The 24166-nt window shown below is 41.3% G+C and carries 24 protein-coding genes; 9 read left to right on the forward strand and 15 right to left on the reverse strand.

Annotation, left to right across the window (positions count from 1 at the left end):
• Positions 1 to 68: 68 nt before the first annotated feature.
• The 5 genes from JCM15074_RS09600 to JCM15074_RS09615 form a co-directional block, all read right to left on the reverse strand.
• Positions 69 to 329 carry a nucleotide pyrophosphohydrolase gene (locus JCM15074_RS09600; protein WP_025821002.1) on the reverse strand — a complete coding sequence of 87 codons (261 nt, stop codon included), beginning with the start codon at positions 327 to 329 and terminating at the stop codon, positions 69 to 71.
• Positions 330 to 866: 537 nt separating this feature from the next.
• Positions 867 to 2054 carry a YibE/F family protein gene (locus JCM15074_RS09605; protein WP_025821003.1) on the reverse strand — a complete coding sequence of 396 codons (1188 nt, stop codon included), beginning with the start codon at positions 2052 to 2054 and terminating at the stop codon, positions 867 to 869.
• A 139-nt stretch (positions 2055 to 2193) separates the two neighbouring features.
• Positions 2194 to 3762, reverse strand: coding sequence for a 5'-nucleotidase C-terminal domain-containing protein (locus JCM15074_RS21705; protein WP_234400203.1), 1569 nt, complete (start codon positions 3760 to 3762; stop codon positions 2194 to 2196).
• A 179-nt stretch (positions 3763 to 3941) separates the two neighbouring features.
• Complete coding sequence (locus tag JCM15074_RS24890; protein WP_234400204.1) at positions 3942 to 4352, reverse strand: metallophosphoesterase family protein; 411 nt, start codon at positions 4350 to 4352, stop codon at positions 3942 to 3944.
• Between the two features lie 820 nt (positions 4353 to 5172).
• The gene (locus JCM15074_RS09615) at positions 5173 to 5934 is read right to left on the reverse strand and encodes a radical SAM protein (RefSeq protein WP_306302224.1); all 762 of its coding nucleotides are present in this window, start codon (positions 5932 to 5934) and stop codon (positions 5173 to 5175) included.
• A 213-nt stretch (positions 5935 to 6147) separates the two neighbouring features.
• Here JCM15074_RS09615 and JCM15074_RS09620 point away from each other — a divergent pair, with 213 nt between their 5' ends.
• Complete coding sequence (locus JCM15074_RS09620) at positions 6148 to 6939, forward strand: hypothetical protein (protein ID WP_025821005.1); 792 nt, start codon at positions 6148 to 6150, stop codon at positions 6937 to 6939.
• Here JCM15074_RS09620 and JCM15074_RS21710 read toward each other — a convergent pair.
• The 3 genes from JCM15074_RS21710 to JCM15074_RS09635 all read right to left on the reverse strand — a co-directional run bounded on the left by JCM15074_RS21710 (position 6922) and on the right by JCM15074_RS09635 (position 11792).
• Positions 6922 to 9927 carry a glycosyltransferase family 2 protein gene (locus JCM15074_RS21710; protein WP_084266987.1) on the reverse strand — a complete coding sequence of 1002 codons (3006 nt, stop codon included), beginning with the start codon at positions 9925 to 9927 and terminating at the stop codon, positions 6922 to 6924. The two genes, JCM15074_RS09620 and JCM15074_RS21710, sit on opposite strands and share 18 nt — an antisense overlap.
• Positions 9905 to 10744 carry a glycosyltransferase family 2 protein gene (locus JCM15074_RS09630; RefSeq protein ID WP_025821006.1) on the reverse strand — a complete coding sequence of 280 codons (840 nt, stop codon included), beginning with the start codon at positions 10742 to 10744 and terminating at the stop codon, positions 9905 to 9907. Before JCM15074_RS09630 ends, JCM15074_RS21710 begins: the two co-directional genes overlap by 23 nt.
• Positions 10745 to 10928: 184 nt before the next feature.
• The gene (locus JCM15074_RS09635) at positions 10929 to 11792 is read right to left on the reverse strand and encodes a YicC/YloC family endoribonuclease (RefSeq protein WP_025821007.1); all 864 of its coding nucleotides are present in this window, start codon (positions 11790 to 11792) and stop codon (positions 10929 to 10931) included.
• A 385-nt stretch (positions 11793 to 12177) separates the two neighbouring features.
• On the opposite strand from JCM15074_RS09635, the gene rph reads away from it, so the two are divergent.
• The 3 genes from rph to JCM15074_RS09650 all read left to right on the forward strand — a co-directional run bounded on the left by rph (position 12178) and on the right by JCM15074_RS09650 (position 13796).
• Positions 12178 to 12891: a ribonuclease PH gene (rph, locus tag JCM15074_RS09640; RefSeq protein ID WP_025821008.1), complete on the forward strand. Its 714-nt coding sequence runs from the start codon at positions 12178 to 12180 to the stop codon at positions 12889 to 12891.
• An 85-nt stretch (positions 12892 to 12976) separates the two neighbouring features.
• Positions 12977 to 13618: an orotate phosphoribosyltransferase gene (gene pyrE, locus JCM15074_RS09645; protein WP_025821009.1), complete on the forward strand. Its 642-nt coding sequence runs from the start codon at positions 12977 to 12979 to the stop codon at positions 13616 to 13618.
• Positions 13608 to 13796 carry a hypothetical protein gene (locus tag JCM15074_RS09650; protein WP_025821010.1) on the forward strand — a complete coding sequence of 63 codons (189 nt, stop codon included), beginning with the start codon at positions 13608 to 13610 and terminating at the stop codon, positions 13794 to 13796. The genes pyrE and JCM15074_RS09650 overlap by 11 nt, the downstream gene beginning before the upstream one ends.
• A gap of 54 nt (positions 13797 to 13850) precedes the next feature.
• On the opposite strand, the gene folE is transcribed toward JCM15074_RS09650, so the two are convergent.
• From folE to coaBC, 5 genes are all read right to left on the reverse strand, one after another.
• Positions 13851 to 14501, reverse strand: a complete 651-nt coding sequence (gene folE / locus JCM15074_RS09655; RefSeq protein ID WP_025821011.1) for a GTP cyclohydrolase I FolE — start codon at positions 14499 to 14501, stop codon at positions 13851 to 13853.
• A 205-nt stretch (positions 14502 to 14706) separates the two neighbouring features.
• On the reverse strand, positions 14707 to 16686 hold the full coding sequence (locus tag JCM15074_RS09660; protein ID WP_025821012.1) for an alpha/beta hydrolase family protein: 1980 nt from the start codon (positions 16684 to 16686) through the stop codon (positions 14707 to 14709).
• Positions 16687 to 16801: 115 nt separating this feature from the next.
• Positions 16802 to 17395, reverse strand: coding sequence for a nucleoid occlusion factor SlmA (gene slmA / locus JCM15074_RS09665; RefSeq protein ID WP_025821013.1), 594 nt, complete (start codon positions 17393 to 17395; stop codon positions 16802 to 16804).
• A gap of 139 nt (positions 17396 to 17534) precedes the next feature.
• Entirely contained in the window at positions 17535 to 17993 is a 459-nt protein-coding gene (gene dut / locus JCM15074_RS09670) for a dUTP diphosphatase (protein WP_025821014.1), read from the reverse strand.
• Complete coding sequence (gene coaBC / locus JCM15074_RS09675; protein ID WP_025821015.1) at positions 17990 to 19186, reverse strand: bifunctional phosphopantothenoylcysteine decarboxylase/phosphopantothenate--cysteine ligase CoaBC; 1197 nt, start codon at positions 19184 to 19186, stop codon at positions 17990 to 17992. Before coaBC ends, dut begins: the two co-directional genes overlap by 4 nt.
• 189 nt (positions 19187 to 19375) lie before the next feature.
• Here coaBC and radC point away from each other — a divergent pair, with 189 nt between their 5' ends.
• The 5 genes from radC (at position 19376) to JCM15074_RS23560 (ending at position 22615) form a co-directional block, all read left to right on the forward strand.
• On the forward strand, positions 19376 to 20053 hold the full coding sequence (gene radC, locus JCM15074_RS09680; RefSeq protein WP_025821016.1) for a RadC family protein: 678 nt from the start codon (positions 19376 to 19378) through the stop codon (positions 20051 to 20053).
• A 122-nt stretch (positions 20054 to 20175) separates the two neighbouring features.
• On the forward strand, positions 20176 to 20412 hold the full coding sequence (gene rpmB, locus JCM15074_RS09685) for a 50S ribosomal protein L28 (RefSeq protein ID WP_025821017.1): 237 nt from the start codon (positions 20176 to 20178) through the stop codon (positions 20410 to 20412).
• A gap of 6 nt (positions 20413 to 20418) precedes the next feature.
• Complete coding sequence (rpmG, locus tag JCM15074_RS09690; RefSeq protein ID WP_007651290.1) at positions 20419 to 20592, forward strand: 50S ribosomal protein L33; 174 nt, start codon at positions 20419 to 20421, stop codon at positions 20590 to 20592.
• A gap of 157 nt (positions 20593 to 20749) precedes the next feature.
• Positions 20750 to 22075 (forward strand): amino-acid N-acetyltransferase, encoded by a 1326-nt coding sequence (argA, locus tag JCM15074_RS09695; protein WP_025821018.1) that lies wholly within the window; start codon positions 20750 to 20752, stop codon positions 22073 to 22075.
• Positions 22076 to 22102: 27 nt separating this feature from the next.
• Positions 22103 to 22615, forward strand: coding sequence for a PH domain-containing protein (locus tag JCM15074_RS23560; RefSeq protein WP_025821019.1), 513 nt, complete (start codon positions 22103 to 22105; stop codon positions 22613 to 22615).
• Positions 22616 to 22681: 66 nt separating this feature from the next.
• On the opposite strand, the gene rarD is transcribed toward JCM15074_RS23560, so the two are convergent.
• On the reverse strand, positions 22682 to 23587 hold the full coding sequence (rarD, locus tag JCM15074_RS09705) for an EamA family transporter RarD (RefSeq protein ID WP_025821020.1): 906 nt from the start codon (positions 23585 to 23587) through the stop codon (positions 22682 to 22684).
• 82 nt (positions 23588 to 23669) lie between these two features.
• Positions 23670 to 24134 carry a thioesterase family protein gene (locus JCM15074_RS09710; RefSeq protein WP_025821021.1) on the reverse strand — a complete coding sequence of 155 codons (465 nt, stop codon included), beginning with the start codon at positions 24132 to 24134 and terminating at the stop codon, positions 23670 to 23672.
• Positions 24135 to 24166: the final 32 nt, after the last annotated feature.

Below are 24166 nucleotides of genomic sequence, written 5' to 3' on the forward strand. Positions count from 1 at the left end.
AGTCTTGTTATTTTTGCTATATCAGGCTCAATTAGTAAGCCATTGAGCCTTTCCAAGCAGAACCATACTTACTTCTTATCATATTTATCGCTACTGCCTTTAAATTTCTCGACTGGATATTTAAGGGCATTTTTTGTCATCTTAGCATTGGCTGCTTGGGCAATATCAATGTTTAGACGATCGCTAAGTTGTAATAAGTAGATCAATACATCTGCCATTTCTTCTGAGACGGCTTGGTGGGTGTCTGAGTTCGGTTCGAGTTCAGATTGCGACTCGGTCAACCATTGAAAATGTTCCATTAACTCGCTGACTTCAACCGAGAGTGCCATGAGATACCCAAACAACTTGGGGTTGCAGAATTCAGTGGGAATTTAACGTGCTTTAGACAAGGCATTGATTGCTGTTAATGGTTATTCCCTTATCAAAATTAATAACGCAGTATAAAGCACGTTAAAACCCATCAAAGAAAGCCTTAAGCAAGCCCATTTCGTTGTTGCATCAATTTAAAAGGGAATGCCATTCCTGCATAGATGCGCCTCGACTTGAACTTGCTTAAGAGCTTCTGAAAATAGCAACCTCAAGTCGTTTGGGTATTAATTTTTAGGTGAATGAAACTGTTGCCAATCACGTTCGCTGTTGAAGCTTCTTAATTTTTGGATGAGCTGCTGAATATCTGTGCTAGGCATTGAGTTTGGTCTTACTTAAAGTATCAAAATAACGAGTCACTAGTATAACGAGTTTTGTGGTGCAGATTGAGATTATATCTCTGTTTTAGTTGTTTGAGTTGTTGATGGCTTGATCAAATAAAAATGCCTACTTTCAAGGGAAGTAGGCATTTTTGTTGAGGGTTATCTTTAAAAGAAATCTTATGCTTTGATTTCGTTTGTTGGCAAAGATGTGGCCTGAGGCTCTTGTTCTAGTGTTGCGGTTTCAGTTTCAATCGGTTCATTTAACATATACATAGCGAGCCATGCGGTAATAGGGATGGTTAGTACAATCCCTACGCTGCCTGCAAGTGCGTGGATAATGCTTAATGAAATCACTGGCGTATTGATAAATTGAGTGATTGACATATCTAAGCCCCAGACCATCATGATGGTGGTCAATGAGCTACCTGCAAATGCCATAATAAGGGTGTTGGTCATGGTGCCCATAATATCGCGACCAATGTTCATGCTGGCTTGCATTAATTGTTTTGGTGTTAATTTTGGATCGGTAATGCGTAGCTCGTTATAGGCTGAAGCGATAGAGATTGACACATCCATTACCGCGCCTAGGGCTGAAATCATAATGGCGACAAACATTAGCCAGCGGATTTGAATCGGCTGGGTGGCGAGGTAAATAACATCTTCGCCTTTATCGAGGTAAATACCTGATAGATGCGCAAACTCACCAAATAACTGGGCCATCACGCCTGCAGCAATGACGCCGAGTAGGGTGCCTGCCATAGCGCAATAACTTTTGCGGTTATTGCCTGTCACCAAAATAAAGTTAACCACAATTTTGAGGCCCATTAATACGATGGTGACGAGTACTGGATCCCAACCCGCAAAAATAGCGGGAATTAACACGCCGACCACTAATGCTGCGGTAAAGTAGAGTGATACCACTGAGTTAATGCCTTCACGCTTACCAAATGACAAGAGCAATAATAAAAAGGCAAAACACATCCAATAAATCGCGGTTGAACGCTTATGGTTATAGGCCCAATAAACGGTGCCGTTGGCGGTTTCGCGGATCATCATAATAAAGGTGTCGCCCTCTGATACCAGTACGTTATGTTGTCTGCTGAGGGGATTTTTAACTTCGACCACTTTACCTGTTAAGGCGCCATCTAAAATTTCGGCGGTAAAAACTTGTTTGCCAGTGAGGATGGAAGGCACGCGCGGATCGGGCGCGAGGTCGTTACTGCTAACATGGATAACTTTGGCATCCACAAATACCTGCTCAAGCGATGACTTGGGTTTTAAATGGTCGCTCAAACTCGGTGAAATATAAAATATTACCGTTGAAAGTAGGGTGATAAACAGCGTAAAGCGATAAGTGGTTAGCATAAGAAAACTACTTTAGGTGACTTGTTCACCATGATTACGAGGGTTAATCAATAGCGTTATTCGCTTTGACGAATGTAATGTGCTTAAGATAACCCTACCAATATGGCAGGGTTATCTATGGCCACTAAAACTTAATCAATTAAGCTTCAGGCACGCAGCCTTTGTACACTTGATTTTGATCCGCATTACCGTAGTTAGGGTTCACAAAATAAGTGCTCGCATCTTTCACGTTTAGTGAGTGTAAAATGCCTGGGTACTTTGGATTTTCTGGGTCAATCTTTACACAGATTTCTTGCTTGATTAGACGGTTCCATAGCGCTTCGCCTGCACCGTTATCGGTACGTAATAGCGTGATTGCGCCGTTTGCTTGGTACTGCTTGAATTCCCAGTTTGGATTGCTGAAGTCTTTAGCGTTAACGCCTTTGTTCACTTCAACATATTCAGTTAGCATGTCGCGCACTGCGTATACTGGTTCGTTAACTGAGTCGTAGTATACGTCTGCATCGGTTGCCCAGCCGTACTTCTTCACGTTTGAGCCCCAACGGTAGCTGTTTAAGGCCACTTTGTAGGTTGCTTTTGGATCAAATGGCTTGCCGTTGATCTCGATAATTTCGATACGGTTACCTTCGTTAGTGATGTTATAGGTGTCGTCCATTGAGAACGCTTCACCTGCTAAATCAACTACAAATTGAATTTGGCCGTCGAACTGATCGTACATGTAAGCTTTACTACCTTTTGCGAATGAAACCGTTAGGTCGCCTTCTTTATAGGTATTGAAGTAGGTGTATGACCACTCCATATAACGCTTTAGGTTTTCACCTGTCATGTTGATACCGATAAGCGTGTTATCGTACTTGTACAGGTTAGTTGAATCTTTCTTTGCGTAAGTTTGACCGTCAATTAGGTTTGAGCTGTCAGAGAATAGTGATGCTGCAGAGATGTCTGCTTTTGATTTTTGGATCTGGATTTGATGGATGAAGTCCATTAATGGCGTATCAACCACTTTTGCGGTGTGAATTGTGGTGTATAGACGGCCAATTTCTTGGTTTAGGTCTTGATGCGTTGCTTCATCTGCGCCTTTACCCGGTGTGAAGTCGCCAACGACTTTACCTAATTCTGTCTGCGCATCTGTTTTTGATACATCATCAATATATTGGAACTGTGCTTTGATATCTTCATTTTCTACAACATCTTTAGTGGTGATGTTGCTTAATGTGGTATCAACCATTTCCCACTTGCCAGCGGCATTTTTCTTTAACTGGATCTCAGCTTTCGCCAGTGCCCAACCCCATTTGCCCGGCTCGATAATTTTAACGCTTTGGCTGCGGTTTGCTTCGTTATAAGTGCCTGCCAGTGCTTTATCTTCCGCTACGTCACCGCCTGCTAATGAAATGTCAGCGACTTTAATTTCATCACCAGTCGCTTTTTGTACGCTTTCAATATAAGTGGCGTGCTCGTGACCTGCTAGGATGACGTCAAACTTGTCTGCCATTTCTGCTGCAATTTTATGTACGCCAGCGCCCGCATCTGAATCACGACCGATATGGAATGCACCCACAATCACATCTGGTGAGTACTTTTGAATTAATTCATCAACAGCGGCACGAGTTGATGCTAATTCTTCATCAAACTTTAAACCCGCGAAATGGCTAGGAGCTGATGCTTCCCAGTTTGGTACGTTTGACGGAGTTAAACCTACAATCGCCACTTTTGCACCATCAACTTCAAAGATTTGGTAAGCGCGAATGTAGTTTGCGCTGTTGTCTTCCCACTTAATGTTGCTTGAGATAACCGCGCCATTGAAATGGTCTAGGTTACGGTCGATAAAGCTACGTTCGAAGTTGAACTCGTGGTTACCCGGTACCCATAAATCGAACTCTAGTGCGTTTAGGTTGATACTACTGGGTGAGTTGGGTCATCGTTGAATAGCTGCGCTGAGTTACCTTGCACGGTATCACCGATATCAACCAAAATCATATTTGGGTGGTCAGCTTTTTGCTGCTTTAGCAGGGTAGCGATACGGGTTAAACCTGCATCTTTATCTTCTGCATCTAATGCATAATCATAACCAAAAATACGGCCATGTAAGTCAGCAGTAGCACCGATAGTAATGGTTAGCTCATCAACTTCTTGTTGGCTTTTTACTACGATGTCTGGCGTGTTAGTTAAGGTTTTACCTTCAGTAACCACAGGTGCGTAGCCGCTATCTGTGTTAATGATTGTAGTGGTGTCGTCTGAACAGCCAGAGATACTGGCTAGAATTGCCAATCCCAACACACTGTATTTTGTTTTCATCATATCAACCCTATTTATTATGAGTTGCCACTAAGCCTGTTGCTAGGCTCAATGACTTGATTTTGCTGTTATTCGTTTGAATAGCGAGCATTGCCCGTTAGCCGACCATTCTTAATTGATGCTTCACTAACAGGTGTGGATTGTAATGTTATAAATGTTGATAAAAATGATCTTGGTCAACCGATATTAACTGTTTAAAATCAGTTGGATACGCATGTGTATAAGTTGTTGTTTGGCTAAGATGTTGTTGATTGGTGCGTAAAAAATACAGTGGTTATTTTTATTGCTAACAGTTTGTTGGTATTTATTTTATGGTTAACGCATCGTAATAAAGTCGTATTGGCTGGTGGACGGATAGTTGATTTGTAACTTATTAATATAGAAGCAATTATCATTAATAATTTAGGGTGTTCTTAACTGTTTAGATGCAATGATATTAGGCGAGGAAGCTAAGGTTAGATTTTTCTGAAAAAAGGAAACGGTAATTACTAAATTTGAATTGATTACTTTAGCTGATGAAATATTATCAAGTTATTGTATTAGTTTAATTTGTTATTATTCATGCTGTTATTGATTATTTTGCCGCTATATCAATAAGCCTTAAGGCTGTTCTTATTTTAAAATAATAATCAACTTTCTAGTAACAAATGGCACAAGATGTGTTCAATAAAAAAGCTCGCCGAAGCGAGCTTTAAAGAAGCGTAGAATAGTGATTATTCTACGTTTTGGATCTGAATGTAGCAAAAAATGACTAATTAAAGAAATACAATGTGTTAGGTGTTGTGTCGGTTATTATTTATATATATCACCATACTAAACACTGTTATTTGTTTTGAGTCTCTATGCGCCTTTTCGCCCAGTCTTGGTAATGCTTATCCCAAGAGTGGGAGTTTTTTTGAACCTCCAAAGGAGGACGTAATTTATCAGGTACATAGTGACCATCATAAAATCGACCACACAATCTACAGGCAATCTCCATTAAGTCTCTCATGTCATCATCGGTTGATGGCAACGATTGCCTTCCTCGTCGTAAACCTAACACTCTATCTATTCCACCCGCTACAGCACAAGGATAATAACCCTGTGGGGTAAGTCCCATGCCACAGCTACTTGTTATGTCACACCCGTTGCTATAGTCAGCGAATGTGTACCAAATACTATCTTGCGGCGCCATATTAAATGGCCCAAAACTAGGTTGAACATTGCTGTTCTTATATGAGTTCTCTATAGAGATACCTTCAGGAATGCGGTCTAATGTTGCATTCACTTTTCGGCCATAACCATTCGTAACTAGCTCAATAATGGTTTCTGGGTGAGCTGCTTTAAGTCGTAATAACTGTTCCATTATGGCGCTAAATTCGGGGTGCAAGGTTGGTTCACCACCCAACACTCTAATACGTTTCCAAGGAGTCGGGCGTTTTAAGGATTGCTCTACAAAATTGATTATCTGGTTCAGATCTATATGTATATTATCAGGAGCTTGAGCGGACGAACGATTGCAATTATTGCATTTCAAGTTGCATTGATAGGTTATATCGATTTCAATCAATTCGTGTGATGTATGATATTGACCGCCCATAAACATTGTCGGAAGCTTTTGAATCCGTAACCAACGTAGCAGTTTTTTTAACGCGAATAACCAGCGAATCAATGTGACATACTTCGTTGGATAATCTTTAGGGTACCGAAAGGAGGATTGATTAGTCTTACGTAAATTCCAATTTTTCACTTTGTACTTTAGCTCTCTGCTTATATCTCATATTATGCGAGTTATCTTCGGTGTAACTCGATATTATTGATGCTTATTAACAACGAATATTGCCAATCTGCGCCATGGTTACTTATTGGTAATGGGCCAACCACTGATTCGGTATATGGATTGTTGTCACAATCTAAGTTCAACACTGTTGTATTTAATCATGGCTATAACGACCTCACTAGCGCTAGCCGCATCTATAATGCAATGTTAGCGAACGCTGATTTACCTAAGTGTATATCTGGCATATTGGCGACTGAACTTTTTGCTGCACAATTAATACAAAGCCATGCATTGTTATGCCATGACTTAGGACAGGTAGCATCTGTTGGGCTAACCACTATGCATGCTCTAACACAAATATCAGAAGCGGACATATGTGTAATGGGCATGACGCTACTACCTTCGATAGTGATACCTGACAATTGCTCTTCTAAAAGAGCAATCCCTAGCCAATATCACAATTGGCTAGGTGAACGTCATATTGCATTGCAATTACGTAAGCGGTATTCCATTGCATGGCCCGACTTAACTCTGAAGTCGGCCCCAACTGGGCGCGAGTGGATTGCAAATCCTGATTACTTATTATTACAATTACAGCAACGGCCTGCTGATTTAGAAGCCATTAACCAATTATCACAGATCTCTGTAGAATGTTGGTCGTCACACTTAACCAGAGACTCTTTACAAGAGCTTGAACCATTATTTCACCTAAATAGAAAACAACATTATTCTAAAAATTGGTGGTTATTTGACTATAATGCTTCAGGTGCAATAGCTACAATTCATTATACTCTTGCTTGGTGTCAACAGGTGTTATTCTCTAACTCGTAAAGACTCTTTAGTAAATAAATTATGCAGTAACTTAGTTTGTTCTGCTTTTTGGGATTGCGTATATTCATCTCGCTGATGAAAGTAGGTGTACCCTTGATCTAAAAATATTGGATGGTTTGCCATTTCAGCCATTGGCAGCATCGTTGCGTAATCAGTAACTGATGCTATCCATTCATTACCGTTTTTAAAATAAGAAAGAGGAACATTATCAAATAACGATTTTTTAAATGCACGCTGATGTGCCCAGACGTTACCTCCTCCTTTATGCCTCACATCTGTATATTCTGGTTGATAGAGCTTTAGGGGCTTATTTGGTCTAAACATTGGCATCTGTATAAGATCTGCCCCCGCTTTTTCTGCATCGCAAATACTTTGCACTACATCTTTGCGCATCAAGCAATCATCTTGATCTAAGATCACTATTATACTTTCATCATTGCAACATACTTCGGATATACCATAGATAAAGTTAGGTATGCGTCCTTGGTGTTGTTCGCGACGAATAAGTGTCGTTCTTGGCTTTAATGATCCCAGTAGTAGGGGGTAGTGCCAATTGTGGCTATAACCACTAGCATCATCGATTAAGACAATGCCAAATGATTGAATAGTCTGTGCTCTTAAGCTATCAAGACAACGAATTAGCTTTTCAATACTGGTATACCGCCCCTTTAATAAAAAGATTACCGACTCTTTTCGCTGAGGGTAGTGCCAGTCTGCGTTGGCCACTAAGTCAAACTGTTCTTGTTGATCTTCGGGATACAAACCTTGGGCAATATTATCTCTAACAACAGCAAAATCGACATTTATTTTGTCTTCATTTCGAGGGTGTACATAAAAGGTTTTTGGGTCACCGCCACGTAATGAGCTGAGGCTATCTAGCTTTTGTCTAGCTTGTAAAGCACGATGCCAGGTTAGTGTAAATTTACTATTGATAACCGGGTTAGAAATAGGCTGTAGTGCTGTGATTTTTTTTAGGTCTAGTAACCCCATTCTAACCTCTGGTGCAAATAGCCCATCTTGACCAAAATATGGTAAAAACTTATCAGTTGATTTAGGAATATTAAATCCCACGCTAAGAACGGAAGGATTTACTAGCTCAGCTTTCATTTCTGCTAAATAATCATGTTGCCAATCTTTTCTGCCCACCAGTACATCACAGTCACACTGCAATACATATCGTGTTTCAATTTGATCAAATGCCCATACTTGAGAAAAAAGAGGTGCAAGTTTCTCAGTGTGAGAATGAGTGACTTCAGATGTACCAAACCATTGGCTATAAGTAGCTTGTATTTGGAGCTCACAAGTTGGGGCTAAAAGAATTTCATCAATAACCTTTTCCTTCAATAGTTTATTGGCAACAAGGTTCAGTTTATTAAAATCACCTTGATGAAACTGGCGTAAAAACGGTCCAAGATAATTATCGATAAGCAGGATGATTCGTTTAAATCTTCGAGGGAAGTTTAATTGGGTAACAATATGACTGACTTGCGAAAACAATACTTCTGAATCTTGAGAACAGGCCTTGATGAGCAGTGTTGTGTCTATATCTACATTTGCCTTAAATGGTATAAGTTCATTACTTTGCTGCAAAGCAACATTAGGGTGTAATGCTTCGATAAGTGCTAAATAAAAGTCTGAAAAGCCTTTTAATTGATCTAATGCTTTATCTTGCGGAACAAATGATTGGCGCCTAACTAACTCCTCATCAGGTAGCTGGAGAATAGCTATTGCGTACAAACGTGCAGTCATATCAAGAAACTTACTTGATGTAAGTGGCTGAATATCACTGCCTATATCTATATAGTGCAGGCTACCATCTGGAAGTTGACGAATATTATCTCTTTTAATATTCATACAACAGACTCCGGCTTTATACATTCCTTGTAGAAATTGGCAAACTACAATACTTGATATGGGTATTTGTAATTCTGTAGAGCATAAATTAGGAGTACTATAACACCAGTAGTTTTGTTGCTTGATCCACTTTGCTTGAGGGACGAGGTTATTACGGGGTAATGCTTGTTTAAGCCAATTTACATGTTCATCATCTAATGCCCATGGATAAAACTGCTTCTTAATTTCGTCATCTCTTTGAACAACGACACCCTCTTGTCCTGAACCTAAATAGTGGTGATAGGGCTTTTGTGCTAAAAACCATTGTTTTGCAACATAAGCTAAGCGCTGTCGTTGTACTTTCCAAACGTCTTTATTTTTATTACTTTGGGTATCTGTACCCTCCAAAGTATATCTCGCGTAGTATGGGTAACTAATAATTTCACCCGTAAACTGAGGTAATAACAATAATCTAGTGACAAACCAATGGTCTTCAGCGCTTCGAATGTTTGGATAGCGTTCAGTCACCTTTGTGCTGAGTAGCAAATTACATGAAGGTAGTTCATTACTGGATTTACCATTGCAAAAGCCATTTATGAAAGTGAGCAACTTGTCAGGATTCAATAGAATCTTTGGGTCAGCAATATTCGTTTGTAATAACAAATTGCCATCTTGAACTAATCGATTACTTCCAAGAATAAAATCAACTTGTTTCTCTTCTCCTTTTATCCATAAGGACTCAACACTTTTGGTATTATCGAAGACATCATCAGCATCTAGCCTAGCAACCCACTTTGCAGAGGTTGTTGCCGCATAATCAAGTATCTGATTTCTCATTCTTGCAGGTGAACCACAAGCAGCACTTAATATAGTGACAGAAGGGTGAGATAAAAGCTCTTCACTATATCCCCTCCAGTTATCCGTGGATTGATCATCAACAATAACTATTTGTGCTTTACATTCAACAACGACTGTTTGCGATATAGCACTGAGTAATGCTCTAGCAAGGGAGTTTGCCTGATTATGTAAGCCTATCCCTATTAAAATAGGGGCATTAATATATTTTAAATCACATAACTTATGTTTTACAATTTGACGTAATACCAAGCCTGCTGTCGGCTTACGGGTAGTTTTAAAAGAGCGAACCGGCAACAATTTTATTATCCTTATTAGCGTTTATTTCATTTAAGATAACTTGCTTGGTGATATTGAACTTAGACAATGTTCTTTCAAAATACTTGTCCAGTTGGTCTGTAGACATAAGCTTGCCATGCAATGACAGAAATTGAGCACAGCCTTTAATTTTCTGGAATGAGCCATTGGCTGACAACGAATTAGAATGCATACCTAAATTCCAAGTGACAGTCACAATCTGTGTATATGTAATTACTATTTCTGGTATTGACAATATTCTGATAGCCAAATCTTTATCATTACTGCTAATCAGTCCATCACTGAAGCCTCCAACCTTCCTTAGGAGTTGCAAACGACAAAAAGTATTTGAGCCTTGCCAGCCTGGGTTGCCAATTAAAAAGTCACTCTGCACTATGTTATTAGGAATGTTAGCAATAACTAATTTACCCTCTTGAACAACTGCAATTCCCGATAGTACGACATCTGCACGACCTTGCTCAGAGAGGCTGATGCATTGATCCAAGTGGTTTGGATGCCAACAATCATCATCATCTAATATCGCTACATAACAATCTTCAAATTGATTATCTATGTAGATTAACCCTGTGTTCCAGGAGCCTGCTGCACCTTGAGCTCGTTGATTAATGAGGGCTGTAACTTGAATAGGCGCAACCAAGGCCTTTACTGCGGTAAGTTCTTGGTCTGTTAAGGGGACATTATCGGTTACGAGTACTATCCTGTTAGGTAAACAGGTTTGGGCAATCACAGAGGGTAATGAGACGTTTAAAAGGGATTCTATACGGGGAATTGAGGCGATTAATGTCACTATGTCCATCATCGATAGCCTTACGTTCTAGCTTGTTACTCTTAATAAAAGCTAATTATTCATTAAGTTATGACTCAATGTGGTGACTAATTATTTTAGTCACCACTTCAAGTGAAACTATTTAGAACAAGTAAAAACAAATAAAATACTAAAAACCGCAATTACAGAATTTTAGCTAATAAGAGGCTTTAAATACCTATTCTACATTCTGGATCTGTTCGCGCATTTGCTCGATGATCACTTTTAGTTCAACTGCAGCAGCAGTGACTTCACCGCTGATGCTCTTAGAGGCGAGGGTGTTTGATTCACGGTTGAACTCTTGCATCATAAAGTCTAGACGACGGCCTTGGCTGCCACCTTTCGCAAGAATACGGCCAGTTTCAACCACGTGTGCTTCAAGACGATCCATCTCTTCTGCCACATCCATCTTTTGTGCCAGTAATACCATCTCTTGTTCAATACGTGCTGGATCTAATTCGCCTTTGATTTCTGCTAGACGATTAGTCAACTTGTCACGCTGCCACTGCATCACTGTTGGCATATGCTTGCGTACGATAGCCACTTGCTCCATCACTTGATCTAAGCGTGTGGTTAGCATGGTGTTGATGGCTTCGCCTTCTCGGCCACGAGCTGCAATAAACTGATCTAATGCTTGGTCGAATGCTGTGAGTAGGTCAGTGCCTACGACATCCATATCTTGCTCTGAGCTCATCATTACGCCCGGCCAGCGTAGAATATCAACAAGGTTAACTTCACCTTGTCCAGCTTCTTGCTTTAACCAGTTAGCAGCGTTAACGAGTTGTTTTGCTAGTGCTTGGTTCATTTGTAGTTCGTTTTGTGTGCTATCTGCTAGCTCAAAACGTAGATTCACTTCAATTTTACCGCGGTTTAGACGCTTGCGTAGGCGATCGCGTAGCACTGGCTCTAGGCTACGGAATTGCTCTGGTAGGCGCAGGTAAGTTTCTAAATAACGTTGGTTAACTGAACGAATTTCCCATGAGGCGGTGCCCCAGTCGGCTTTATGCTCAATACGAGCATAGGCTGTCATGCTTTGAATCATGTGGTTTTCCTAAATATTTATCACATAAGTACGCCGCGATTGTACACCCAAATGGCCTTTAAGTGCGCGTTTGAAGCTGAATTAGTTCGTTTGTTGTAGTGACTTATTTGGTGAGTAAAGCCAATGTGGTTTAAACGTTTATTTGATGCATCTTCAATCTTGTTATGGAGAAATGGCTTCTGAATGAGCCCATAGTTGCTCTCATTCAAGACTTCTGAAGCTGCTCGTTTTGTTGCAGTATGAACTCAAAAGAGAATCATAATTTAGATACTATCGAGGCTAGATTTACGTAGGCTCAAGACTTCTGAAGCTGGCATCTTCAGGTGGCTTGGGTATATAATGCTGCCCCATATTTGCTCGTACCCTTTATTACAGGAATTCACCTATGCGCCCTAGCAATAGAACTCCAGCTCAAAGTCGCCCAGTGACGATTACTCGTAACTTTACTGCTCATGCAGAAGGTTCTGTTTTAGTTGAATTTGGTGACACAAAAGTCCTTTGTACTGCTTCTTTCGAAGAAGGCGTACCACGTTTCCTTAAAGGACAAGGTAAAGGCTGGGTAACGGCGGAATATGGTATGTTGCCACGTTCAACTCATACTCGTATGCAACGTGAAGCCGCTAAGGGTAAGCAAGCGGGTCGTACTCAAGAGATCCAACGTCTAATTGGTCGTGCATTACGTGCAGCGGTAGACATGAAGCTACTTGGCGAAAACACAATTGTTATCGATTGTGATGTGATTCAAGCTGATGGCGGTACTCGTACTGCTGCAATCACTGGTGCTTGTGTGGCATTAGTTGATGCGCTTAACTGGGCACGTGCTAAGGGCATTTTAAAAACTAACCCTCTTAAATTCTTAATCGCGGCTGTAAGCGTAGGTATTTATAAGGGTGAGCCTATTTGTGATTTAGAGTATATTGAAGACAGCGCTGCTGAAACTGATATGAACGTGGTAATGACTGAAACGGGTAAGATCATTGAGATCCAAGGCACCGCTGAAGGTGAGCCGTTTAGCCACGAGGAATTATTAAGCTTATTAGATTTAGCTAAGCATGGCATTCGAGAAATCATCGACGTGCAGAAGGCTGCGTTAAACTAATTTGTATTTAAGGACCCTACGGGGTCCTTTTTTTAGAGAAAAATAAAACTGCTGTACCTAAAAAATAATAATTTAAGGAGATGTTGTGAAAGCCTATCAACGTGAGTTTATTGAGTTTGCCCTTGAGCGTCAGGTATTACGTTTTGGTGAGTTTACGTTAAAGTCTGGTCGTACAAGCCCATACTTTTTTAACGCGGGGTTATTCAATACTGGCCGTGATTTAGCGCGTTTAGGCCGTTTTTACGCATCTGCGTTAGTGGATTCTGGTATCGAATATGATTTAGTGTTTGGTCCAGCTTATAAAGGTATTCCAATTGCGACCACGACTACGGTTGCATTGGCTGAACATCATGATATTGATGCGCCTTACTGCTTTAACCGTAAAGAAAAGAAAGATCATGGTGAAGGTGGTAGCTTAGTGGGTAGCGAGCTACAAGGTCGTGTGATGTTAGTTGACGATGTGATTACGGCAGGTACCGCTATTCGCGAATCAATGGATATCATCAACGCGCATCAGGCGAGTTTAGCAGGTGTATTAATTGCACTTGATAGACAAGAGAAGGGCAAAGGCGAATTGTCTGCCATTCAAGAAGTGGAACGTGATTATGGCTGTGGTGTGATTGCAATTATTACACTGACTGACTTAATTGCTTATTTAAGTGAAAAACCAGGCATGGAAGCTCAATTAGCCGCAGTTAGCGCATATAGAGAGCAGTATGGCATTTAGAACCCCAAGACACCGTCGCACACTTGTGCGTACTCGCCGCCTTCGTTTTATGGCTTGGCAACATCATCCTTCTGATGCGACTGCTGAGTTATGTGCATTTTCGAGTGAGGTGTCTGAAGTGACAGATAATCAAATTCAATTTAGTGAGTCGAATTCTCATTCTGGTCAAGCTGAATAGATTGATTAACTGTTGAAAAAATGCTGCGAATTTCGCAGCATTTTTTATTTGATATCAGCGGATTTGCTGTAAAAACTCGGCGCGAGTTGGTGGGTTTGATTTAAATTTTCCCCCCAGTGCCGTAGTGGTCGTTGAGCTGGTTGAGTCCATCACACCGCGAGATTTTACGCAGTAGTGCACTGCATCCATTTTTACTGCAACATCGTCTGTTTCAAGCAGGGTTTGTAGCGCCACTAACACTTGCTGGGTGAGACGCTCTTGTACTTGCGGGCGCTGGGCAAAAAAGCGCACGATGCGATTAATTTTAGATAAACCAATAATCTTTGTTTTGGGCAGATAAGCCACGGTCGCGACACCATCAATGGTCACTAAATGGTGTTCACATGTGCTAGTGAGACTGATGTCTTGTACGCGCACCATCTCATCAAATCCCATTTTATTATCGATGACGGTAATTTTGGGGAAGTTGGCGTAATCTAAGCCTGAAAAGATTTCATCAACATACATTTTAGCGACACGTCTTGGTGTGTCGGCTAGGCTATCATCAGTGAGGTCTAACGACATCAGCGTTAGAATTTGCTGCATATGATGTTCAATTTGAGTTTTTCGCTCAGCGCTGCTTAGCGAATTAGCCTGCATTGGGGTTTCTAACCCTCGCGCTAGTAATGCCGCTTGAACTTTAGTTGCTGCTTCACTTAATGCCATTTTTCCTCCGCCTGAAGAGTGTTCTCATTCAGAGTCAATTTCGTTGATTACCTTAGTTGCCTGTGTCGTGATGACACTAATATGATGGCACACTAATTCTTATTAGGCGAAATTATACCAGTTTGATATGTCCGTTGCGGCTTATTTTTCGATATCGCTAATCGGAAAAGTGGTACTCCTACTTATGGAGTACCACAGTGGAGGGTTATTTTAGATGTTGTTGTAAGAACTGGCCCATTTTAATGAACAGTTGTTGTTGATGTTTATCGTCATAGAATCCGTGACCTTCGTTATCAATCACTAAGGTTTGGTATGGGTAATCTATCTCATCTAACGCTTCGGTTAATGACTCATATTGCTCGATTGGTGCTCGTTCATCTTTACCGCCGTGGACTAGCATGAGTTTGGCTTTGAGCTTATTGACGTTATGTACTGGCGACATGGCTTTTTGAATATTTTCATCTGTGCCTAGCGCCATTTTTAAATAACTTAAGCCGGATTCTCGGTCTTGTATATCGCCTTCTTCAAACATCATTGGTAAGTCGTATATACCTGCAATGCCAATGGCACATTTGAACATATCAGGTTCGACAATAGCGCTTTGTAGTGCGCTGTATCCGCCAAAACTGGCTCCGACGATACATAACTTATCTTTATTGGCGATGCCCTCATTAATGACATATCGGGTGCCGTCAATAATATCGTGTTGAATATCTGTGCCCCATTTTTGATAACCTGAGGCTTCAAAGGCTTGGCCATAACCACCAGTACCGCGAAAGTTCACTTGCAGCACGGCATAACCTTGACTAGCAAGAAATTGGTTTTGCTTATCAAAGCCCCACCAATCACGCGATTCATGTCCATGTGGGCCGCCATGTGGGTTAACAATCATGGGCAAGTTTTTAGCTGCAATGCCGTGAGGTAAGGTTAGGTAACCATGAATGGTTTGGCCATCACGATTAGTGAATTTAATCGGTTTTACTTCAGCCATATCATCAGGATTAAGCCAATCCGCATGGGAAAATAGATAGCTTAATTTGACATTTTTTCGGTCAAAAAGATAAAAGTCACCAGGGTTGCGGTCGTTAAAGGCGGATAGAATTAACTTATTACCGTCATGGGTTTGGCTAACTATACGTACTTGATGGCCAGGCAGACTTGCCAGTAATTGTTTTAAACTTTTAGCATCGGCATTTTCTTTATCAACGAAGGTGTAGGTGGGATAGCCATTTTCAAATTCAATGGCATAGAGTTGTTTATTATTATCCAGCCAAACATTAGTGGTATCGACATGTTCATCTTGGATAATTTTTTTATGTTCACCTGTTTTTAGGTTTAATTTATACAGTGCTTCAGTGGTGTTATCAGTGAGTGCGAGTGCGTAGACACTTTGATTATCAGCGCTAAATGAAATTGGCTTAAATTGCGCTAATTTTATGTGGTTAAATTTATCACTGTGGATCCATTTTTTATCTTCGCGAGTATAGAGTTGGTAATCGTTATTTTTATCTCTTCCAACAGCAAAACGAATAGTACCATCGTTGTCAGTCAAAAACTGTGTGTTTCCAACAGGAGCGCGCATTTGTTTCTTTGAAAAACCTTTATAAACATCAACTTTATAGACATCTTTTGGTAGGTCGTAGTTAAGCGTCCGACTAAAATCATTGCCCCAAGGAATAGCACTAATGAGCATATATTTTTTATCATTAACTAAAGGGTCGAGCATAAACCCTGATGCTCTAATTGATTTTTTCTTTTTGATATGACTACCAGTTTGTTGTTCACCCGCTTGGTGACCAAAAACATTAGTGGGCTTACTACCATCGGCATTAACAGCAAACATTTCGCCATAATATTGGGGTTGGGTACTCCAGCCTTTTAAATACTCTTTAGTAACAACAAGGCGTTCATTATTAACCCAATGATAATCACCAACTTGTCTATTGCCTCTAAATTTAACGCCATGAATAATTTTAAGATCTTTGGTCGTTAAGATTGCGAGTACATCTTTTCCTTCAACTTTAGCTTTAAAGGTAATGTATTTACCCGACGGTGAGATGCTTGGTGAGAATGATGGCGAGGGTTTACTGAACTTTTGAGCGGCTTGTTCAATGGTATCCGCTGTGGCGGTGGTGGCGAATAAGCTGAGTCCCAGCAAGCCTATTAGTGTTGTTATTTTAGCCATATATTCCCCAATAAATTAACGGTGTTAAAATTATGTTAATTGGTTTTAGGGGGAGGAATAGTACCTAAAATAAAAAAGGCCAGTTTAACTGACCTTAATAGTAGAGAAGTATTAGTTAACTTTGTAAGAGCTGTTTTTCAATAAATTGCCATTGTAAATCAAAGTCTTGAGTTGGCTTTATTTTGAACTCCGTTCGTACAAACTGAGCAATTCTACCCTCGGCAATTGATAATAATAGATTGGCTAATATCGCCTCATCTATAGTAAATGCCTTACCTTCTCGTAGGCTTTTTTCGCGCAAAATTTGCTTAAGGTGAGTTTCAATTTTTGAGAAAACTTGATTAATGCGGCTACGTAAGCGTTCGTTTTCGCCTAGTAATACATCACCATTAAGTAAACGTGAGATACCCGGGTTACGCTCTGCAAAAACTAACAGTAATTGCAGTAACAGCTGGCAACGACGAGTGGTATCTTTTTCTTCATCCATAATCAGGTTAATGCGTGAAAGTAATGATTCTTCTATGAACTCAATTAACCCTTCAAACATGCGCGCTTTACTTGGGAAATGACGGTAAAGTGCGGCTTCTGAAACACCAACTTCATCAGCTAATTTTTTGGTCGTGATCCGTTGACCCGGGTTGGTTTCTAGCATTTGTGCAAGGCATTGGAGAATATGTTCACGGCGGTTTATTTTTGGGCTCGCGGCCATTGCTGTGTCCTTCGATCTAAAAACGTTATGGATTATTGTTATACACCAATAATTTTAAGTGTGTAAGCACTTACTTAAATAAATGCCTACACAGATCTCATTAACAAATTGCGACTTATTTTGAGTGACCGATTTTGAGTTATTTAGTCCCTGAATGACCAAAGCCACCAGTACCACGTTCTGAGTTGTCAAATTCATCCACTAAGGTGAATTGTGCTTGTACTACAGGCACAAACATTAACTGAGCAATACGGTCGCCAATTTCGATAGTGAATGGCTCACTACCACGGTTCCAACAAGAAACCATCAATGGGCCTTGGTAATCTGAGTCGATAAGGCCGACTAGGTTACCTAATACAATACCGTGCTTATGGCCTAGACCTGAACGCGGCAAAATAATGGCTGCGAGGCTAGGATCTGCTACATGTACAGCAATACCCGTTGGGATTAATACTGTTTGACCCGGCTCAATGGTTAATGTGTTATCTAACATGGCACGTAAGTCCATACCTGCGCTGCCTGGTGTTGCATAATCTGGCAGTGGGAATTGTGAACCAATACGTTGGTCTAAAATTTTTAATTCAATAGGTGTTTTCATGATGATTTAATTCTGTTGGCGATTAAGGTGAGTAATTGCTGGGCAATGGCTTGTTTACTGGCAACTGCAAGCGCTTGTTGGCCATCTTGCCAAAACACAGTGAGAGCATTGCTGTCGGCATTAAAGCCTTGACCTGCAATTGATACATCGTTTGCGGCGATCATATCAAGATTTTTACGCTTAAGCTTATCCATAGCATAATGAGCGACATCTTGAGTTTCAGCGGCAAAACCTACTGTAAATGGACGCTGTTGCTGCTGCGCTACTGTGGCTAAGATATCAGGATTACGTTCCATATCAAGCTGCATATGTGCGTTTGATTTTTTTATCTTCTGATCGGCAACTTGTTTGACTTTATAATCGGCAACAGCGGCGCAACCAATAAAAATATGCTGCTGCGCAATATCTTGCATCACGCTATGTAGCATCTGTTCGGCAGATTCTACATTGATGCGAGTTACCCCTGCTGGTGTGGCGAGATTAACTGGACCTGAAACTAAGGTCACCTCTGCGCCCATTGCAGCAGCGGCTTGTGCTAATGCATAGCCCATTTTGCCTGAGCTGTGATTTGAGATATAGCGAACCGGATCTATGGCTTCACGGGTTGGCCCCGCGGTAATCATGATTTTTTGACCCGCTAATAGTTTTGGAGCAAAAAATTGTTCTAATCGGGCGCAAATATCAAGCGGCTGTAACATTCGGCCTGGCCCCACTTCACCACAAGCTTGAATACCTGCATCCGGTCCCCAAATGGTATAACCGCGGCGGCTTAAATTGGCTAAGTTTTCTTGGGTGGCGATGTTGAGGTACATCTGTTGGTTCATTGCCGGACAAATAACCACTGGTGCATCTGTCGCAAGGCAAGCCGTGGTAATCAATTCATCTGCCATGCCTGCATTAATACGGGCGATAACGTTCGCAGTTGCGGGGGCAATTACGACTACGTCAGCCCAGCGTGCAAGTTCAATATGACCCATACCCATTTCTGCTGCAGGATCAAGCAAATCAGTTGATACAGGATGGCCTGATAGCGCTTGTAAGGTAAGAGGCGTAATAAAAGCGGTCGCCCCTTTGCTCATTACTACACGTACTTCAGCGCCTTGGTCTTGCAGACGACGAATAAGGTCGGCACCTTTGTAGGCGGCAATGCCACCACTTATGCCTAATAGGACCTTTTTATTTTTTAGGTTCATTGATTTCAACTACTGGCAAATTAATTGGCGCTAACCTTAGCACAATCATTATTGGCATGGAGTAGCTCTTTATAAAAAATTCGGCAATATTTTGTGTTTGTGAGATTTGATTGTCATTAAATTTCGCGAAGATGCCGTTTGTGGATTAGATTTAATGGTAATTGTTAACTTGATCACACTTTTGCGCATATGAGTATAAAAAATTGGCCAGAGGGAGAAGGGCCACAAGAAAAATTATTAAATTTGGGGGCTCAGCAACTTTCAGATGCTGAATTGCTTGCTGTTATTTTGCGCAGTGGCAGTCGAAATTGTGACGTTTTGACACTTTCTAGACTGCTATTAAGTGAATTTGGTGGCTTAAATGGATTATTATCGGCTCCAAAGCGACTCATTTGTCGACAATTGGGCGTAGGATCGGTAAAGTACGCGCAACTGCAAGCAGCCGGGGAATTAACCCGACGGATCAGCGCCGAAAATATGCAGCGAGGCCAAGCATTAATAAATCCAGATTTAACTCGGGACTATTTAATGCGACAATTGGCGAACCGCAGTTATGAAGTGTTTGCAATCTTGTTGTTGGACAGCCAACACCGAGTGATTCAGTTTGTAGAATTATTTCGCGGAACTATTGATTCAGCCGCCGTTTATCCACGTGAAGTGGTTAAGCTGGTATTGGACAAAGAAGCTGCGGCAGTTATTGTGTGCCATAATCATCCGTCTGGTGTTGCCGAGCCAAGCGAGGCGGATAGGCGAATAACTGACAGATTAAAAATTGCGCTAGCAACCATAGACGTTTCTTTACTGGATCATATGGTTGTAGGGGATTGCGAAATCGTTTCGTTTGCGGAACGTGGGTGGATTAATTGAACTAATGCTTGATCTTTCCTCTTTAATCCTGTATAAAATGCGCCCTATTTGTGCCTCTGGCGACGGCCATTCGAGGCCCATTAATGCTCGAGCGTTAAAATTGTTTTTTGGAGAAGATTGACATGTCAAGAGTATGCCAAGTTACTGGCAAGCGACCAATGGTTGGTAACAACCGTTCGCACGCAAAAAACGCAACACGTCGTCGTTTTTTACCTAACCTACAAAACCACCGTTTTTGGTTAGAAGACGAGAAGCGTTTTGTACAATTACGTATTTCTACTAAAGGTATGCGTATTATCGATAAGAAAGGTATCGAAGTTGTTGTTGCTGAACTTCGTGCCCGTGGCGAGAAGGTATAATAGACCATGGCTAAAGCTAAAGGTAATCGTGAGAAGATCAAGTTAGTTTCAAGCGCTAAGACTGGTCACTTCTACACTACTGAAAAGAACAAGCGTAACATGCCTGAAAAGATGGAGATCAAGAAATTTGATCCTGTTATTCGTCAGCACGTTATCTACAAAGAAGCTAAAATCAAGTAATTGATCTTAATTTCTGTAAAAAGCCTCGACTTGTCGGGGCTTTTTTTTGTCTAAAAATTCACAAAAACTATCACATTAAGAATAAAAATGCTTTTTTAATGAATTAACATGCAATATGCTAATCATTAACCTAGTGCTTACATGGAATAGTTTATTGATGAATGCGGTTTATACCTCTCAGTTAGTCGACAGTTTTCGCCACTCCGCGCCCTATGTGAATGCTCACCGCGGTAAAACCTTCGTCATCATGTTAGGCGGCGAAGCGCTGATGCAAGATTCTTTGCGCAATATTATTAATGATATCGCTTTACTACACAGTCTCGGCATTAAGCTGGTGTTGGTGTGTGGCGCTCGGCCACAAATTGATGCGGCGTTGGTGAAGCATGATATCGAAGTGGTTAGGCATAACGGCATTCGCATTTCTGATGATGCTAGCCTAGCGGTGATTAAACAGGTGGTTGGCGGCATGTTATTGGATTTGACCGCGCGTCTGTCCATGAGTTTAGCCAATACCCCAATGCAAGGTGCGCAGCTGTATGTGGTCAGTGGTAATTATGTGATTGCACAGCCGTTAGGGGTTGATGACGGTGTCGATTATTGCTTGAGTGGTCGAGTGCGGCGGATTGATGTAGTGGGTATTGAACGTCAGCTAACCTGTGGCAGCATTGTGTTAATGGGCTCGATTGCCGCATCTGTCACGGGCGAGAGTTTTAATTTAACTGCTGAAGAGATAGCCACTCATGTCGCGATAAAGCTTAAAGCGGATAAGATTATAGGTTTTACCGAAGGTGTGGGATTACTGGATGAGCAAGGGCAGTTAATCAGTGAGTTGATGCCGATTCAAGCGGAACAGATTTTAGCGGCGCGAGGTGAGCATTTATCCACCGATTGCCAGAAGTTTTTGCAAGCCAGTATTGGTGCATGCCGCGCCGGTGTTAATCGTTGTCATATGGTGAGCTATATGCAAGATGGTGCCATGCTGCAAGAGTTGTTCTCTCGTGATGGTATAGGGACACAAATTGTCAATGAGAGCGCCGAACAGCTTCGTAGCGCCACGATTAAGGATATCGGCGGTATCTTAGAGCTAATTAGGCCATTAGAGCAACAGGGCGTGCTGGTGCGTCGTAGTCGCGAGCAGCTAGAAGTCGAAATTGAACAATTCTCGATTATTGAACGTGATGGGCTAATTATTGGCTGTGCTGCGCTGTACCCTTTTGAAGATGAAAATGCGGGTGAGTTTGCTTGTTTAGTGGTGCATCCTGAGTATCGTGATGCTGATCGTGGCATCTTATTGCTCAAACATGTGATTGGCCAAGCTAGAGTGCGGGGTTTTGCGCAGCTATTTGCATTAACGACGCGCAGTATTCATTGGTTTTTAGAGCAAGGTTTCCAAATGGTTGATGTTGATTCACTGCCCAAGGCAAAGCAGCAACTTTATAATTATCAACGCCGCTCTAAAATATTTATGCTACCGTTGAAATAATAAACAATTTCATTCTAGGGTGTCTGCATGCATAACCAAGTATTTCAACTTGTGAGTCCCTCAAATATGGCCTTATTGAGTTTGTTAGCTGTGTTGTTGGGGCTCATGGCTATTTTATGGTTGCTGTTGCATAAACCACTGCCTCGAATAGCGAAAATGATATCTATGTCATTAGTGTCTGTTGTCGCGCTTGTGTTTTTGTGGGTCGGTGGTCGTAGTCTAGATGCCGATATTGAGGTTAATTTATCTGCGGTTAGCGTCAATATTCCATTGTATGGCAGAGACATTGCTCGTACCGATATTTTACCCGCTGGGGTGCGCCAGTTGAATTTAGCAGACGAGCCCGAGTTTGCGATGAAGATTAGACGCAATGGTTTTGGTTTACCACAGTTCCAATTAGGTTGGTTTGCGTTAGAAAATGGCCGCCAAGCATTGGTGTTTATTACCGATCCGAATAACTTGGTCTTAATTCCTACCAAAAATAATTATATGGTGATAGTGAGCAGTGATGATCCTCAGGGGTTAGTTAGCGCCTTTTAGGTCATGCGAGTTCATCATTAAAAATGGCAACCAGAAGGTTGCCATTTTATTGTTACAGCTTGAACGCTAGCCATGTGCTTTGAGACGTTTTTGACGACGTCGATGCAATAGCATATCACTGCTAAATGCCATGAGTGCTAACCAGATAAAGATAAAGGTAATACCTTTTTCCATATCAAATGCTTCATTAAAGACAAAAATAGCCATCAAGAACATAATGCTTGGGCCAATGTATTGGAAGAAGCCTAAAATCGTTAATGGAATACGGATTGCTGCGCCAGCAAAGCACAGTAATGGCACGGTTGTCACCACACCAGCTGCCATTAATAATAGATTCAGTTGTAGATCGTTATTAAGCATATTGGCACTTGGGGTATCGAGGAAAAATGCCATATAAAGTAAGGCAATAGGCAGCAATAGGCTGGTTTCCATCAATAAGCCAGTTTTGGCATCAACATTCACTTTCTTACGTAGCAGTGCATAAAATCCAAATGAAACGGCTAAACCAATTGAAACTAGCGGGATTGAACCGTAAGAGATCAATTGTAGTAGTACCCCTGTTGCGGCTAATGCTACTGCAAACCATTGTAATTTACGTAAGCGCTCGCCCAAAAATACCATACCTAATAACACGTTAAATAACGGGTTAATGTAATAGCCTAAGCTTGCATCAAGCATATGGCCATTATTGACGGCCCAAATAAACAGTAACCAGTTGCCTGCAATTAGGATAGAGGTCACGCACAGTACGCCAATTTGCTTTGGATGTTTGAGCAATAAACGTAAGCGCCCAAAGCCGCCCCAGAAATAGATCAGTATAGTCACAAAGACAAATGACCAAATAATGCGATGCAGTAAAATTTCGACTGCAGAGACTTGAGTCAGTAATTTAAAATAGAGTGGCGCAATACCCCAAAGGGTATAAGCACACAGTGCAAGGATGATACCTTTGCGGTATTCAGTTTCTGGCATAATGAGTAGGGGTTATTAGGGAATTGCGCGGATTGTAAGGGCGCAGCATTTAATATACAAGTAACACTTATCCGCGTTAATTTTAACCGACCACATAAGTGGCTGTACCCAGTGCGATTTGGTGATTTTTTTCGTTATGTAATTCCATTTTACACACTGAAATTCGGTTGCCTGAACGGATCACTTCACCCGTACCGGTAAAGCAAACCCCTTTGCCAGGGCGTAAATAATCCACCCGTAAATCTATGGTACTTAATGCTTTTAAACGTTGTTCAAGTTGCTCCGCTTGCCAATTATCTCTACTTGAAACCAGTCCCGCAAAAGCGGTGAGTCCGCCAACCACATCTAAAATAGTGGCAGTCACGCCGCCATGTAAAATGTTGTGATGAAAATTACCGACGAGTTCTGGTTTCATCGCCAGTTCGACTTCGACACCAGATAAGTCATAGCGCTTAACACGTAAGCCTAAGAATTGGTGAAAAGGCATCTGTTGATCAAATATTTGGCCGACTAAGGCGATAGTTTGTTGCTGAATTGCTTGGGTCATATCGATTCCTTGATGTTCCCGTTTATTACAAT

Origin of the sequence: Shewanella marina JCM 15074 (assembly GCF_000614975.1) — a bacterium.
Taxonomy (GTDB): Bacteria; Pseudomonadota; Gammaproteobacteria; order Enterobacterales; family Shewanellaceae; genus Shewanella; species Shewanella marina.